The 14,999-nt window shown below is 71.0% G+C and carries 12 protein-coding genes and 2 pseudogenes; 4 read left to right on the top strand and 10 right to left on the bottom strand.

All coding sequences use genetic code 11. The features are described from left to right. Window positions 1–76 precede the first annotated feature (76 nt). From BLV72_RS08145 to BLV72_RS08100, 9 genes and pseudogenes are all read right to left on the bottom strand, one after another. Window positions 77–451, bottom strand: coding sequence for a hypothetical protein (locus tag BLV72_RS08145; RefSeq protein ID WP_093461255.1), 375 nt, complete (start codon window positions 449–451; stop codon window positions 77–79). 642 nt (window positions 452–1,093) lie between these two features. Further along, on the bottom strand, window positions 1,094–1,798 hold the full coding sequence (locus tag BLV72_RS08135; protein WP_093461254.1) for an MBL fold metallo-hydrolase: 705 nt from the start codon (window positions 1,796–1,798) through the stop codon (window positions 1,094–1,096). Between the two features lie 102 nt (window positions 1,799–1,900). Next, window positions 1,901–2,433, bottom strand: a pseudogene (locus BLV72_RS08130) (aminoglycoside phosphotransferase family protein); the annotation flags it as partial. An 18-nt stretch (window positions 2,434–2,451) separates the two neighbouring features. Next, complete coding sequence (locus BLV72_RS08125) at window positions 2,452–3,111, bottom strand: helix-turn-helix transcriptional regulator (RefSeq protein WP_093461253.1); 660 nt, start codon at window positions 3,109–3,111, stop codon at window positions 2,452–2,454. Further along, a complete protein-coding gene (locus tag BLV72_RS08120) occupies window positions 3,108–4,388 on the bottom strand; it encodes a threonine synthase (protein ID WP_244320694.1) in 1,281 nt (426 codons plus the stop codon). The genes BLV72_RS08125 and BLV72_RS08120 overlap by 4 nt, the downstream gene beginning before the upstream one ends. Beyond that, the gene (locus BLV72_RS08115) at window positions 4,336–5,244 is read right to left on the bottom strand and encodes an HAD family hydrolase (protein ID WP_244320693.1); all 909 of its coding nucleotides are present in this window, start codon (window positions 5,242–5,244) and stop codon (window positions 4,336–4,338) included. The genes BLV72_RS08120 and BLV72_RS08115 overlap by 53 nt, the downstream gene beginning before the upstream one ends. A gap of 124 nt (window positions 5,245–5,368) precedes the next feature. After that, window positions 5,369–6,217 (bottom strand): phosphatase PAP2 family protein, encoded by an 849-nt coding sequence (locus tag BLV72_RS08110; RefSeq protein WP_093461250.1) that lies wholly within the window; start codon window positions 6,215–6,217, stop codon window positions 5,369–5,371. A gap of 125 nt (window positions 6,218–6,342) precedes the next feature. Beyond that, window positions 6,343–7,395: a LacI family DNA-binding transcriptional regulator gene (locus BLV72_RS08105; protein ID WP_093461248.1), complete on the bottom strand. Its 1,053-nt coding sequence runs from the start codon at window positions 7,393–7,395 to the stop codon at window positions 6,343–6,345. A gap of 25 nt (window positions 7,396–7,420) precedes the next feature. Continuing rightward, window positions 7,421–9,081: pseudogene (locus BLV72_RS08100) on the bottom strand (glycoside hydrolase family 13 protein). A gap of 263 nt (window positions 9,082–9,344) precedes the next feature. On the opposite strand from BLV72_RS08100, the gene BLV72_RS08095 reads away from it, so the two are divergent. From BLV72_RS08095 to BLV72_RS08080, 4 genes are read left to right on the top strand one after another with little or no spacing between them, the layout of a single operon-like run. After that, a complete protein-coding gene (locus tag BLV72_RS08095) occupies window positions 9,345–10,625 on the top strand; it encodes an extracellular solute-binding protein (protein ID WP_093461247.1) in 1,281 nt (426 codons plus the stop codon). An 11-nt stretch (window positions 10,626–10,636) separates the two neighbouring features. Beyond that, entirely contained in the window at window positions 10,637–11,650 is a 1,014-nt protein-coding gene (locus BLV72_RS08090) for a carbohydrate ABC transporter permease (protein WP_093461245.1), read from the top strand. 2 nt (window positions 11,651–11,652) lie between these two features. Further along, window positions 11,653–12,483, top strand: a complete 831-nt coding sequence (locus tag BLV72_RS08085; RefSeq protein WP_093461244.1) for a sugar ABC transporter permease — start codon at window positions 11,653–11,655, stop codon at window positions 12,481–12,483. Next, complete coding sequence (locus tag BLV72_RS08080) at window positions 12,480–13,562, top strand: LacI family DNA-binding transcriptional regulator (protein WP_093461242.1); 1,083 nt, start codon at window positions 12,480–12,482, stop codon at window positions 13,560–13,562. Before BLV72_RS08085 ends, BLV72_RS08080 begins: the two co-directional genes overlap by 4 nt. On the opposite strand, the gene BLV72_RS08075 is transcribed toward BLV72_RS08080, so the two are convergent. Then, window positions 13,517–14,983 carry an AAA-type ATPase lid domain-containing protein gene (locus tag BLV72_RS08075; protein ID WP_244320692.1) on the bottom strand — a complete coding sequence of 489 codons (1,467 nt, stop codon included), beginning with the start codon at window positions 14,981–14,983 and terminating at the stop codon, window positions 13,517–13,519. The genes BLV72_RS08080 and BLV72_RS08075 overlap by 46 nt on opposite strands. Window positions 14,984–14,999: the final 16 nt, after the last annotated feature.

Below are 14,999 nucleotides of genomic sequence, written 5' to 3'. Positions count from 1 at the left end.
CTTCCCCCGTGTGGCCGTCGATCCTACTCAGCGGCTCAGCACGCGGCGTGAAGGGTCCATGGCAATTCCGTAGGCGTCAGCGGCCGTTCGGCACAGGCGGCTCGCCGAGCCGCACCGTGATGGTGACGCGCCCCTTCCCATCGACCCGAGCGACCCCGTGCCCGGCCCGCTCGCCCCCGTCCAGCTCCAGCGCCAGCGGCCCGCCCTCACCGGTGAAGTTCCGCCACCACAGCTTCCGTTCGGGCATGGCGACGCGGATCGTGACGACATCGGCGGTGCGCTCATAGGCGACCGGCGTACTGAAACTGCGCCCCGACCGCCGCCCCGTATACGTCACCACCGTCAGCCGCCCACTCACCCACCGCCCCCACCGCGGAGAGGACCGCAGGCCGACCATCCAGGCATTGAACCGGCCGGTGACGCGCTTCGGGAGCGGTCCTTTGTACCGCACACAAACCTCCAGGTGCCGAGGAACAGGGGAGTTGTCGAGTCACGGTAGCTCCGCGGGTGTCGCGCACCCGTCCCGTTGCCCGGAAGTGAGAGAGACGGGCTCCGAGCCCTCTCGTATGGCACCCGCGCCAGGGCAACTGGCCCGCTTATGAACTGACCCCGTCGACCTGGAACCACATCGCCTTCCCGGGACCCGGTCCGTGGTGGCAGACGCCCCAGTCGGTGGCGGAGCCGCCGATGATGAGCAGCCCTCGGCCGCTCCCGGCGTCGGCCGTGTCCCGGGCAAGGCTGCGCTGGGCGGGGAGGGCCGGAAGCGTCGTCGCTCACGAGAACGCGCAGCGTGCCGTACGGTCCCCACTCGGCGTAGAGGGTGACAGGTGCCGAGCACCCGCTGGTCCGGCAGGCGTTGACGGCGTTGGTGACGGCTTCGGAGGTCAGGCCCGGTGGTGCGGTGCGGGTCTCGTCTCGCGCCTTCGGCGCCATTGGTGGGGTACCCCTGCCCCCCGGCGGTCCGGCATCGGCACAAACCCTGTGCACAGGAGCCGCCACCGGCCCGCCACTCACGGCCCGGCGCCCGGCGACGCCGCCCGCGCCCCCACCCCCGACCCATGCTCAAAGGCGCCGAAGGCGCGAGACGAGACCGTCAGTCGCCCGGCGGCTCCCAGACCGCGCAGTCGTGGGCGAAAAGCACGCGGCGGGGGTCGAAGTCGATGAAGCGGTCCAGCCAGGTGCGGTACGGGGGAAGGGGCTGCGCCATGCCGTCGCGGGCGGCCCTGCGGGCCAGGTGGTCCGAGGTGAACTCGGAGGCGAAGTCATGGGCCTGACCGGCGAGGATCACGGTGCCGTCGGGCTGGCGGATGACCAGTGACTGATGGCCGTCGGTGTGGCCGGGGGTCGGGACGACATGGACACCCGGCCAGATCTCGGCCTCCCCGGTGAGTTCCTCATACGTGGCGCCGGGGAAGTCCAGTAGCTCGTCGAACGTATAGTCGCCCCCGCGCGCGGTGGCCAGCTCCACGTCCTGGACCAGGATCGGCGCGTCGGCCAGCAGGGGATTGCCACCGCAGTGGTCGAAGTGGAGGTGGCAGTTCACGACGAGTGAGACGTCCGCGAGGGCGCCCCCGGCAGCCGCCAGCGCGTCCGGCAGGGCGTGGCGACGCGGGCGGTAGTGCGCCTCGGTCTCGGGGTCGGCGGCGCCGATGCCGGTGTCGAAGAGAATCAGCCCCCGCTCGTGCCGCACCAGATAGGCGAGCACCGGTTCGACCCGTGGTTCCGGCCCGCCCGTTTCCGAGGCTGGGCGGATGAAGTAGCCGAGGTCGAGGCGGCGCACGGAGATGTCGTTGGCCATCCCGCCATGGTGGCGCGGTGCGCGGCATGCCCGCGCGGAAGTCTGCCGAGGGCAGAGTGGCTAGCGATGGGCCGGCAGGGCCGTGGCGAGGGTGACCTGGGCCGGTTCCGGGTCGATGGCCAGCCAGGGCTCGCGTTCACCGGCGAGGATGTTGTCGTGGTGGAGGTCCCAGTACAGCAGCCGGTCTCCGGGTTCGTCGAGGAGTTCGGCCACGGCGGAGGCGCAGACGCGGACCAGCCGCTGTTCTGCCGGGTCGCGGAGGGCCGGTACGGCGTCGGGCGTCCGCTCGACCATGGTGGTGGCGACGTCGGACAGTCGGCGTAGGGCACCAGGGGCGGGTACCGAGGTCAGGCGGGCCAGGAGCAGGTCCGCAGGCTCAGCGGGGCGCCCTCGGTCTCCTCCCTGACCTGCTGGAGCTTCAGGACCGCGGGGGTTCCGTCCGCGCCGGTCACCGGGAGGACGAGCGAGGCCATGCCATGGGTGGTGGGTCCGGCCGGGCACAGGTCCCAGCGGTCGAGGAGGTCCGCGGCCAGCCGGGGCAGCGCGGCGAGCCAGGCGCGTCCGGCGGCGTCGTGGTCGCCGAACGACGCGGCGAAGACGTCGGGGACGTCGATGCGGTGGATCGGCGGGGTCATCAGGGGCGGTCTCCGGCGTCAGGGCGAGCGCAGGTAGTTGTAGACCGTGGCCCGTGAGACGCCCAGCAGTTCGGTGACCACCTGGACGGAGTGCTTCACCTGGAGGTAGCCGCTGGTCTTGAGGGTGCGGACGAGTTCCTTCTTGGCGGGGGTGCCCAGGCTGCGCGGGGTCTGGCCGCGGGCGGCGGCGAATTCCTCGATGACGGTGCGCAGCTCGGCGGCGGTGCGGGCGCGGAGGGTCTCGGTGAGCGGCTGTTGCTGCTCATCGGTCCTGACCAGGTTGTTGAGGCTGCGGGCGACGCTCCCGAAGAGCGAGACGTCCAAGTTGAGGCAGATGGCGGCGACGTACTGGCCCGCGCCGTTCTTGATGCCGATCGAGGTGCTTTTCGCCGGGCGGCCGTCCGGGAAGCGGTTGGCGTAGTTCTGGACGATGTCGGGGAAGCCGGGGTCCTGGATCCGGGCCAGGCCCAGCTCGGTGGTGGGCTGGCCCACCTCGCGGCCGGAGAGATTGCTCTCGATGGCGCGGATGGACTGGTCGGGGTTGCGCAGATCGTGGAGGACCACCTCGCACAGCCCGGGGAACATCCGGCCGATGGCGACCACGATCTTCTCGGTCTCGCGGAGCAGCAGCTCGTCCTCGGGTGTTCCCGTCGTCTCCTGAACGCTCTCCTCGGTCATCCGAAGAGCTCCGTCATCGTGGGCGCCGCCTTCAGGCCCGACCCGGTCAGCAGCACCACCGTGGTCTCGCCGGGGCGGATCGCGCCCCGGGCCCGGAAGACCTCGATCGCCGCGGCCGCCGTCGCGCTGGTCGGCTCCGCGTACAGCCCCATCGCGGCCAGCCGGCGGACCGCCGCGGCGATCGCGTCCTCCGGGATGGCCGCCATGTCGCCGTCCGAGCGGCGGATGGCGCGCAGCACCTCGGGGAAGCGGACGGGCTCCCGGATCGCCGTGCCCTCGGCGATGGTCGGGGCGTGGTCGAACGGCACCGGGGTCTCGGTGCCCGCGCGGAACGCGGCGTGGAACGGTGCGCAGTGGGCGGGCTGGGCCACCAGCAGCCGGGGGCGGCGGGCGATCTGGCCCGCGGCGAGCAGCTCGGAGAAGCCGAGGTCGCAGCCGAGCACGGTGCTGCCCGCGCCCGCCACGGTCACCACGGCGTCCGGTGCGGTGAAGCCCAGGTCCTCCCACAGCTCGTACGCCAGGGTCTTGGTGCCCTGGAGGAAGAAGGGGTGCCAGTTGTGGCTGGCGTAGTACGTATGGGCCGACTGGCGCAGCGCCTCCGCCGCGGTGGCGTCCCGGTCGCCGGGCACCAGCTCGACCTCGGCGCCGTACGCCCGGCTCTGGAGGATCTTCGCGGGGGAGGTGGTGGCGGGGGCGAGGATCCTGGCCCGGATGCCGGCCGCGGCGCAGTACGCCGAGACGGAGGCGCCGCCGTTGCCGGAGCTGTCCTCGATGACCTCCGGTACGCCGCGCTGGGCGAGGAGCGAGATCATCACGCTGGTGCCGCGGTCCTTGAAGCTGCCGGTGGGGCTGAACCACTCCAGCTTGAACAGAATCCGATCCTCCCCCCAGCCCTTCTCGACCAGCGGGGTGCACCCTTCACCCAGTGACACCGGGGCGTCGATGCGCACCGGGAGGGCCGCTCGGTAGCGCCAGAGTGACCGGGCCCCGGTGTCCACCTGCTCGCGGGTGATGCCGGGCAGTGCGGAGACGGTGAGGGGAGCCCCGTCGTCACCGCACCAGCGGGGGTCGTCGATGGAGTACGTGGCTCCGGAGCGCTCGTCGACGTAGTGGGCTTCGGCTCGTGGTTCAGCTCGCACCTTGGATATTTTGTTTAGTTCTATATGCCCAGTCAAGGGCGGGGCGGGCGGCTCCAGCGGGTCGCGAGTGCGGTGCGAGAGCCGCTCAAGGGTGGGCGAACAGCCGTTCAAGCACCACCGCGACCCCGTCCTCTTCATGGGACGGCGCCACCTCATCGGCTATCGCCATCAGATCCGGATGCGCGTTGCCCATCGCGACCCCGTACCCGGCCCAGCCCAGCAGCGGAAGGTCATTGGGCATGTCGCCGAACGCGATCGTCTCCGCGGGGGTGAACCCCATGCGGTCGGCGGCCAGTTGCAGCCCCACCCCCTTGTCCGTGCCGGCCGGGAGCACCTCGATCATGCCCTTCTCGGAGTGGGTCACCGCCACCTCGCCCGCGCCCACCCGCTCCGCGGCCGCGGCGACCAGCCCGTCCGCCACCGTCCGATGGCGCATCAGCACCTTCTCGATCGGCGCCCCCCACAGCTCCTCCCGCTCGGCCAGCCCCCACTCCGGGCGCCTCCGGTCGGTGAAGCGGGCGGTGACGACGAAGCGGTTCTCGGGCGCCGCCGTCACCACGGCGAGCTCCAGCGGCCCCGCGCCCAGCGCCTCCTCCGTGTGCTCCACCACCGACCGGGCCAGCTCCCGGTCCAGCGACGCCGAGACCAGCAGCCGGTCCGCGGAGGCGTCGTACAACTGCGCGCCCTGTCCGCACACCGCGAGCCCCCGGTAGCCGATCGCGACCAGGAACTCCCGGCAGGACGCGGCCGGGCGCCCGGTGACCACCAGATGCCGCGCCCCGGCGGCCCGGACGAGGGCGAGCGCCTCACGGGTGCGGGGCGAGACCGTCAGATCCTTGCGCAGCAGGGTGCCGTCGAGGTCGGTGGCCACCAGCGGGAAGCGCGGCCGCCCGGCGGTACGGGGCCGGGGGAGCAGCACGCCCGGAGCGGCGACAGCCGCGGTGGCGGATGCGGAGGTGGATGCGGAAGCGTCGGCGGTGTCGGCGGTGTGCACGGTGGCCGGTGGTCCCTTTCGTCACGCTCATCGTGCTCATTCCGCGTCGATCGGCGCGACACATGGAGCCCCTGAACTCATGTCGGACATGCGGAACAGAGAATGGCGGCTCCGCCGGGGACGATCAAGCCGTGCAGATCACGGCCACCTGCTTCGGCAGCCGGTACGGCAGCGAGCCGTACCAGGCGCACGACAGCACGAATCCGAAAGAGAGACAGACGACCCCGCCGACCGCGTCCATCCAGAAGTGGTTGGCGGTGGCGACGATCACCAACAGCGTGGCCGAGGGGTAGAGCAGCCCCAGCACCTTCACCCACACCGGACGGGCCAGCGTGGCGATGGTCAGACCGCACCACAGCGACCAGCCGATGTGCATCGAGGGCATCGCCGCGTACTGGTTCGACATATCGGCGAGGTTTCCCGAGGCCATCGAGCCCCAGGTGTTGTGCGCCACCACGGTGTCGATGAAATGGCCGCCGCTCATCAGCCGGGGCGGGGCCAGTGGAAAGAAGTAGTAGCCGAGCAGGGCCACGCCCGTGGTCGCGAAGAGCGCCAGCCGGGTGGCGGCGTAACGGCCCGGATGCCAGTGGTAGAGCCACACCAGTACGCCGAGCGTCACGATGAAGTGGAGCGTCGCGTAGTAGTAGTTCATGCCCACGATCAGCCAGCTGACCGAGTCGATCGCGTGGTTGACGCCCCGTTCGAAGGCCATGCCGAGCCGGTGCTCCCACTCCCAGATCCAGCCCGCGTTGCGCAGCGCCTCCGGCCGCTGCTCCGGGACGGCGTTGCGAATCAGCGAATAAGTCCAGTAACTGACGGCGATGAGGACGATCTCGAACCAGAGCCGGGGCCTTCTGGGCGTACGCAACCGGTCCATCAGGGTGTGGTGCGGCGCCCGTGCCGCATCGGTGTCCGCGAGAGGTGCCGGGGTGGCCATTCGGCCCGCCGTCGTCCTGATAGTCGCTCCACCCATAGGGCAACAGTCTGCCAGACGACGTCCACCCGCAGATCATCCGCGGCATCGGGTCTTGATTGCTTATGTCCTGGTCCGGGGGTCCTCTATAGGGCGTATATGCACCTACGTCCCCCGGTAGAGGCCTAGGCCGCGCCCCCGGCCGCCCGGCTCCGCGCCTCCACCCCGTGGGCCGACGCCGTCGAGCCGCGCACCACCAGTTCGGGAAGGAAGACGAACTCGCTGGGCGGGGCCGGAGTACCGCCGATCTCCTCCAGCAGCGCCCGCACCGCCGCCTGCCCCATCGACTGCACCGGCTTACGGATCGTGGTCAGCGGCGGATCGGTGAAGGCGATCAGCGGGGAGTCGTCGAAGCCGACCACCGAGATGTTCTGAGGGACCCCCAGACCCCGCTGCCGGGCCGCCCGGATGGCGCCCAGCGCCATCATGTCGCTCGCGCACACCACCGCCGTACAGCCCCGCTCGATCAGCGCGGTCGCCGCCGCCTGGCCGCCCTCCAGGGTGTACAGCGAATGCTGGATCAGCTCCTCGGACTCCTCCGGGGAGAGCCCCAGCCGGTCCCGCATCGCCTGCTGGAAGCCTTCGATCTTGCGCAGTACGGGAACGAACCGCTTCGGCCCGAGCGCGAGACCGATCCGGGTGTGCCCGAGCGAGACCAGATGGGTGACCGCCAGCCCCATCGCCGCCCGGTCGTCGGGGGAGATGAACGGCGCCCGCACCTTCGGCGAGAAGCCGTCCACCAGCACGAACGGAACACCCTGGCCGCGCAGCTGGTCATAGCGCTGCATATCGGCCGAGGTGTCCGCGTGCAGCCCCGAGACGAAGATGATCCCGGCCACGCCCCGGTCCACCAGCATCTCGGTCAGCTCGTCCTCCGTCGAGCCGCCGGGGGTCTGGGTGGCCAGCACCGGGGTGTAGCCCTGCCGGGTGAGCGCCTGCCCGATGACCTGGGCGAGCGCGGGGAAGATCGGGTTCTCCAGCTCGGGGGTGATCAGTCCCACCAGCCCGGCGCTGCGCTGCCGCAACCGCACGGGCCGCTCATAGCCGAGGACGTCCAGAGCGGCGAGGACGGACTCGCGGGTGGCCGCGGCCACCCCCGGCCTGCCGTTGAGGACGCGGCTGACGGTGGCTTCGCTGACCCCCGCCTGGGCTGCGATGTCAGCAAGCCGTGCGGTCATGGAGTGGGACTGTACCGGTCGCGTGTCAGATTGCCCACCACGCGCACGAATCAGGCGGAATGCGTACGGTTCCGGCCCCGTACGAAAGCGGCGCCGACGACAGCAGCGCACGCCCCGGGACCGGCAGTTCGACCTCTTCCCCGAGCGTGTTGAGCGTGCACACCAGGCCCGGCCGGGACAGCGCGAGCACCCCCGCCGGGGCCTCCAGCCAGCTCATCGGCCCGTCCCCCAGACCCGGCAGCTCACGGCGCAGCGCGAGCGCGCCGCGGTAGAGCTCCAGCGTGGAGCCCGGGTCGCCGGTCTGCGCCTCGACGGACAGCCCGGCCCAGTCGTCCGGCTGGGGCAGCCAGCTGCCGCCGGGGCCGAAGCCGTAGCTCTCGCCGGAGCGGGTCCAGGGCAGGGGCACCCGGCAGCCGTCGCGGAAGCCGTCCTGACCGTTCTGGCCGTCCTCCCCGTCGGGGGAGGTGCGGAAGAAGGCCGGGTCCTGGCGCAGCTCGTCCGGCAGATCGGTCACCTCGGGAAGGCCCAGCTCCTCGCCCTGGTAGAGATAGGACGAGCCGGGCAGCGCGAGGGTGAGCAGGGCCGCGGCACGGGCGCGGGCGAGCCCCCGCTCCGGGCCGCCGTCGGAGTAACGGGTGGTGTGCCGGACCACATCGTGGTTGGAGAGCACCCAGGTGGTGGGGGCGCCGACGGAGCGGGTCGCGGCCAGCGACTCGTCGATCACCTCGCGCATCGCGGCCGCGTCCCACGGGCACTTGAGGAACTGGAAGTTGAACGCCTGGTGCAGCTCGTCGGGGCGTACGTAGAGGGCCAGCCGCTCGGAGGTGGGCGCCCATGCCTCGGCGACGCCGATCCGGTCACCGGGGTAGGAGTCCAGCAGCCGGCGCCAGGAGCGGTGGATCTCGTGCACCCCGTCCTGGTCGAAGAACGGCAGCACCTGGGAGCCGATCAGCTTGGCCTGTTCGGTACGGCCGATGTCGGGCAGCCCGGCGGCCTTGACCATGCCGTGGGCGACATCGATCCGGAAGCCGTCCACGCCCAGGTCCAGCCAGAAGCGCAGCACCGAGTCGAATTCGGCACGCACCTCGGGGAGTCCCAGTTGAGGTCGGGCTGCTCGGGGGCGAACAGGTGCAGATACCACTCGCCGGGGGTGCCGTCCGGATCGGTGGTACGGGTCCAGGCGGGGCCGCCGAAGACCGACTCCCAGTCGTTCGGCGGCAGTTCGCCGTGGGTGCCGCGGCCGCCGCGGAAGTGGTACCGGGTGCGGGCCGCGCCGCCGGGCCGGTCGGCGAGCGCCTCGCGGAACCATGGGTGCTGGTCCGAGCTGTGGTTCGGGACGACGTCCACGATCACCTTCAGCCCCAGCTCATGGGCGGTGCGCACCAGGTCGTCGGCGTCGCCGAGGGTGCCGAAGAGCGGGTCCACGGTGCGGTAGTCGGCCACGTCGTAGCCGCCGTCGGCCTGCGGGGAGGCGTAGAAGGGGGTCAGCCAGACGGCGTCCACACCCAGCCCGGCGAGGTGCGGCAGCCGCTCCCGCACCCCGCGCAGATCGCCGATCCCGTCGCCGTCGCTGTCGGCGAAGGACCGCACGTACACCTGGTAGATGACGGCGTCGCGCCACCATCCGGGGCCCTTTGACGGTCGCACCGGCTCGGTGGGAAGGGAGGTCGTGAGCTCCTGGGTCATGGCGCGAACGTAACAGCTCTGCAATGCCTTGCGGAAGAGCTTGCAGGGCGCGCTGGTGCCCTTGGCGGGGGCTCCGGTCGTGCTGTGGGCGCATGTCAAGCGCCCGAACGGGAGCGGAGCGGCTACCGCGGGGACACGTGGACGTAACGATGCCGGGCGCCTTGCAGAAATTTGCCGCAAGCTCTTTCGGCTGGCTTGCGGCCCTGTTACGTTCCTCCGCAACCCGGGGCCGCGACGGAGCGGCCGGCTTTGGAGGAGTTCAGATGCGACGTGGCATAGCGGCCACCGCACTCGTCGCGGCCATGGCGCTCGCGGCGACGGCATGCGGCGGTGACGACGGCGGCAGCGGCGGCGACAAGAAGTCCGGCGGCAAGCTCTCCGGCACCGTGACCTACTGGGATACCTCGAACGAGGCGGAGAAGGGCACCTACAAGGAGCTCGCCCTCGGCTTTGAGAAGAAGCACCCCGACGTCAAGGTCAACTACGTCAATGTGCCCTTCGGCGAGGCGTTGGCCAAGTTCAAGAACGCCGCGGGCTCCGGCGGCTCCGGCGCGCCCGATGTGCTGCGCACCGAGGTCGCCTGGACCCAGGACCTCGCCAACATCGGCTATCTCGCCCCGCTGGACGGCACCCCCGCCCTCGCGGACCAGTCCGACTATCTGCCCAAGGCCCTGGCCGGCGCCAAGTTCAAGGGCAAGACCTACGCCGTACCGCAGGTCATCGACACCCTCGGCCTCTTCTACAACAAGAAGATGCTCAAGGACGCCGGCGTCCAGCCGCCCAAGGACTGGACCGAGCTCAAGGCCGCCGCCAAGAAGATCAAGGAGAAGACCGGCAGGACCGGTCTGTATCTGCGCGGCGACGACGCCTACTGGTACCTGCCCTTCATCTACGGCGAGGGCGGCGACCTCCTCGACACCGGCGCCAAGAAGGTCACCATCGACGACGAGCCCGGCATCAAGGCGTTCGCGACCGCCCGGGATCTGGTCATCTCCAAGGCGGCGGAGACCGACGCCACCGACGGCTGGGACAACATGCAGAACGCCATCAAGAACGGCGACGTCGCGATGACGATCAACGGGCCGTGGGCGATCGAGGACACCCTCGCGGGCAAGGCGTTCAAGGACAAGTCCAACCTCGGAGTGGTCCCCGTCCCGGCCGGCAGCAAGGGCCAGGGCGCCCCGCAGGGCGGCCAGAACCTCACCGTCTACGCCGGGTCGAAGAACCTGGACGCCTCCTACGCCTTCGCCCAGTACATGAGCTCGGCCGAGGTCCAGGCCAAGACCACCGAGAAGCTCTCGCTGCTGCCCACCCGCACCTCCGTCTACTCCAACAAGTCGGTGGCCGCGAACCCCAATGTGAAGTTCTTCAAGGCCGCCGTCGACAAGGCCGTCGAGCGCCCCTGGATCCCCGAGGGCAACAGCCTCTTCCAGGCGATCCTGGTGCAGTTCCCGAACGTCCTCACCGGCAAGACCTCCCCCGAGAAGGCCGCGAAGTCGGCCGGTGACGCGTACCGCAAGCTCCTCAAGGGCGACTGGAAGTAGGTCCGGCGACGATGGCTGTCGACACCAGCCGGCCGCTGGACCCGGCCGCGGGCGCGAAAGGCGCCCGCGGCCGGGTCCGTAAGGCCGGAACTCCCCCGCAGGGCCGGATCCGCAACGCGCTGGCCCGCCACTGGTACGCCTGGGCGATGGTCGCGCCCGTCGTGATCGTCATCGGACTGATCATCGGCTATCCGCTGGGCCGCGGCCTGTATCTGTCGCTGACCGACGCCAACGAGGCCAACGTCGAGCGCACCATCGGGATCAACCACATCCCCGCCACCTACAAGAACGTCGGCCTCGACAACTTCAAGGCCATCCTGGAGGACCAGGTCTTCTGGGACCGGCTCGGCTGGACCGTCACCTGGACCGTCTGCTGTGTGGCGCTCACCTTCTCGATCGGCCTGGGCCTGGCCGTGCTGCTCAACCGGCGGTTCGCCGGGCGCACCCTCTACCGGTCGCTGCTGATCCTGCCCTGGGCCGTCCCCGCCTTCGTCTCCGTCTTCGCCTGGCGGCTGCTCTACAACGAGAAGAACGGCATCCTCAACAAGGTGCTGGACGGCGGCGGGATCGACGCGGTGCCCTGGCTCAACGACCCCACCATGGCCAAGGCGTCGGTGATCGCCGTGAACATCTGGCTCGGGGTGCCGTTCATGCTGGTCGCGCTGCTCGGCGGATTGCAGTCCATCCCCGGTGAGCTGTACGAGGCCGCCGAGATGGACGGGGCGAGCCCCCGGCAGCGGTTCCGCCACATCACCCTGCCCGGGCTGCGCTCGGTCAGCTCCACCGTGATCCTGCTGTCCACCATCTGGACGTTCAACATGTTCCCGGTGATCTTCCTGCTGACCCGCGGCGGACCAGGCGACGCCACCGAGATCCTGGTGACGTACGCCTACCGGCTCTCCTTCGTCAACAGCCCGCGCGACTTCGCCGGCGCCTCGGCCTGGGGTGTGCTGATCCTGCTCATCCTGATGCTCTTCGCGGTGGTCTACCGCCGTTCGCTCCGCAAGCAGGGAGAGGTGTGGTAGCCATGCGCGACCGACGACGCGGCCCGCTCGCCTCCGTCGGGCTGCACACGACGCTCGTCATCGCCTCCGCCGTCGCGGTTTTCCCGCCGCTGTGGCTGGTGGTGACCTCGTTCAAGCCCAAGAGCGAGGCGTTCAGCACCGATGTGGTGAAGGACCCGACACTGGGGAACTATCGACATGTCCTGGGCGACACCGAGTTCCTGACCTGGTTCGGCAACTCGCTGTTCATCGTGGTCATCACCACGATCCTGGGCGTCTTCGTCGCGGCCACCACCGGCTACGCCGTCAGCCGCTTCCGCTTCCCCGGGATGCGCCCGCTGATGTGGCTGCTGCTGATCACCCAGATGTTCCCGGTGGCCATCCTCATCGTGCCGCTGTACAACATCATGTCGACGCTGGGCTGGCTCAACCAGCCGATCTCGCTGATCGTCACCTACCTCACCGTGGCCGTGCCGTTCTGCGCCTGGATGATGAAGGGCTTCTTCGACACCATCCCGGTGGAGATCGACGAATCGGGCCGGGTCGACGGCCTCAACCCGTTCGGGACCTTCTGGCGGCTGGTCGTCCCGCTGGCCAAGCCGGGGCTCGCGGTGACCGCGTTCTACACCTTCATCACCGCCTGGGCCGAGGTCGCCTACGCCTCCGCCTTCATGACGGGCGAGGACAACCTCACGCTCGCCGCCGGGCTGCAGACCTTCGTCAACCAGTACACCTCCGACTGGGGCTCCATGACGGCCGCGGCCGTGATGATCGCCATCCCGGCGGCGCTGGTGTTCTCCTGGGCCCAGCGCCATCTCGTCGCCGGGCTCACGGCCGGAGCGACCAAGTCGTGACGAGCCCACCCGCGGCGGGGCCGCGGCTCGCCGATATCGCCGCACAGGCCAAGGTCAGCGAGGCCACCGTCAGCCGGGTGCTCAACGGCAAGGCGGGGGTGGCGGACACCACCCGGCAGCGGGTGCTCGCCGCCCTCGACGTCCTCGGCTACGAACGGCCGGTGCGGCTGCGGCGGCGCAGCGCCGGGCTGGTCGGCCTGGTGATCCCGGAGCTGACCAACCCGGTCTTCCCCGCCTTCGCGCAGATCATCGAGCAGGTGCTGGCCGGCCATGGCTACACCCCGATCCTGTGCACCCAGATGCCGGGCGGCGCCACCGAGGACGAACTGGTGGAGCAGTTGGAGGAGCGCGATGTGGCGGGCATCGTCTTCATGTCCGGACTGCACGCCGACACCACGGCCGACCCCGCCCGCTACGCCCGGCTGGCCGGGCGCAAGGTGCCGTTCGTGCTGATCAACGGCTACAACGAGCACATCCAGGCCACCTTCGTCTCACCCGATGACCGGGCGGCGGCGCGGATGGCCGTCCGCCATCTGTCCGCGCTCGGCCACCACCGGATCGGCCTCGCGGTGGGGCCCGCCCGCTACGTCCCTGCGCAGCGCAAGGTCGAGGGGTTCCTCGCGGCGAGCACCGAGCTGCTCGGCCGATCGCCCGACGAGGCGGGGGAGTTGGTGCGGCATACGCTCTTCAGCGTCGAGGGCGGGCAGGTGGCGGCGGCCACGCTGCTGGACCGGGGCTGTACGGGCATCGTGTGCGGCAGCGATCTGATGGCGCTCGGGGTGATCCGGGAGGCGGCCCGGCGGGGGTTGCGGGTGCCGCACGAGGTGTCGGTGGTCGGCTTCGACGACTCCCCGCTGATCGCCTTCACCGATCCGCCGCTGACCACCGTCCGGCAGCCGGTGCAGTCGATGGCGACGGCGGCGGTGGGGGCGCTGCTGGAGGAGATGGCCGGAAACCCGGTGCAGCACACGGAGTTCGTCTTCCAGCCGGACCTGGTCGTCCGCGGCTCCACGGCCCAGGCGCCGCCTGCCGTTCAGGACCCGGTACCGCTCCGCCCGCCCGGCACCTGGATGCCGTAGCGGGCCATCTTGCGGTAGACGGTGGCGCGGCCCATGCCCAGTTTGGCCGCGGCCCGTGCCACCGTCGTGCCCGGCTCGGTCAGACAGCGCACGATCTCGTCGCGTTCGAGCAGTTGCAGCCGGGTCAGATGGCCGCCCGAGCGGGTGAACATCTCGGCCGGGAGATGCCGGGTGTCGATCACATCCGTCCTGGCCGCCGCCTCCCGCACCACCCGGCGCAGCTGCCTGACGTTCTCGGGCCAGTCGTAGGAGGTCAGCGCGCGGGTCGCGGCAGGTGTGAAGGTCACCGCGCGGCCGCGGTACCGATGGGCGAAGTGGCGGGCCAGGGGCAGGATGTCGTCGGGCCGCAGGCGCAGCGCCGGCACCTCGACCACCGTGTCGATCAGGGGGCTCAGCGCGTCCGGGATCGCGGCGTACCGCTGGGCCGTGACGGCGAACGGCTGCGGACGCCCGGAGCCGTCCCCGCCCGTCCGGCGCACCCGGCCGAACAGCCCGGCCAGCTCGGTGGCGGCCCAGGCCGGCAGCCGGTCCACCCCGGAGACGACGACGCAGGTGCTGTCCTTCTCCAGCTCGGGAGTCCACAGCCGCAGCCAGGCATCGACCTCGCCGGGAGCGGGCGGACGGGCGCTGAGCAGGCGCTCCCGTGCTCCCATCTGCCGACGGGCGGCGGAGACCAGCGCGGTCTTCCCCGCGCCCGGCTCACCGACCACCGCGACCACCCGCCCGCGGGCCAGGGCCGTACGCGCCGTCGCGAGGGCGTCCGTCCAGCCGGGGGAGAGCGGCCGGTGGGCGTCGTCGGGCTGGTCGTACCGGTCGGCGTACACCCGGGACACCCGGCCCGGCGGCGGGAGTGCCCGGTCCTTCCGTCCGGTGCCCCGGGCCAGCATCAGCGCCGTGGTGTTCCCGGCGGTGGCCTGCGCCAGGGCCAGCAACAGCCCCGATGACGCATCGGACCAGGTGGTGAGGTTGACGCTGCCGGCGACCGCGCCGGTGACCGGGTCGAGCACCGGTGCCGCGGCACAGGTGTATCCCCGCAGACCGGCGCAGTAGTGCTCGTCCGCCCTCACCAGCGAGGGAGCGCGGTCGGCCAGGGCGAGGCCGAGCCCGTTGGTGCCCACGTCCCGTTCGGCGAAGGAGAAACCGGGCGCCAGATGGACCCGGTCGAGGGACCGGTTGATCGAGGCGTCGTCGCACACCCGGCTCAGCACCAGGCCGTCGCTGTCCGCGATCATCATGCTGACCGCCTCGTTGGCGAGCGTCCCGCGCAGGCCCCGCAGCGCCTCATGGCCGCATTCGTAGAGCAGGGAGGCGGTGTCGACCGAACCGGTGAACACCGGCCGCATCTCCTCCGGCGAGAGGCCGTAACGCTCGCTGCGCTGCCACGATGCGAGCAGGCGCGGGGCCAGGCGGCGGCTGTCCACTTCGACCTCCAGGGGA

This window comes from Streptomyces melanosporofaciens, assembly GCF_900105695.1.
Lineage (GTDB): Bacteria > Actinomycetota > Actinomycetes > Streptomycetales > Streptomycetaceae > Streptomyces > Streptomyces antimycoticus.
This window is presented reverse-complemented; position numbering and strand designations above follow the sequence as displayed.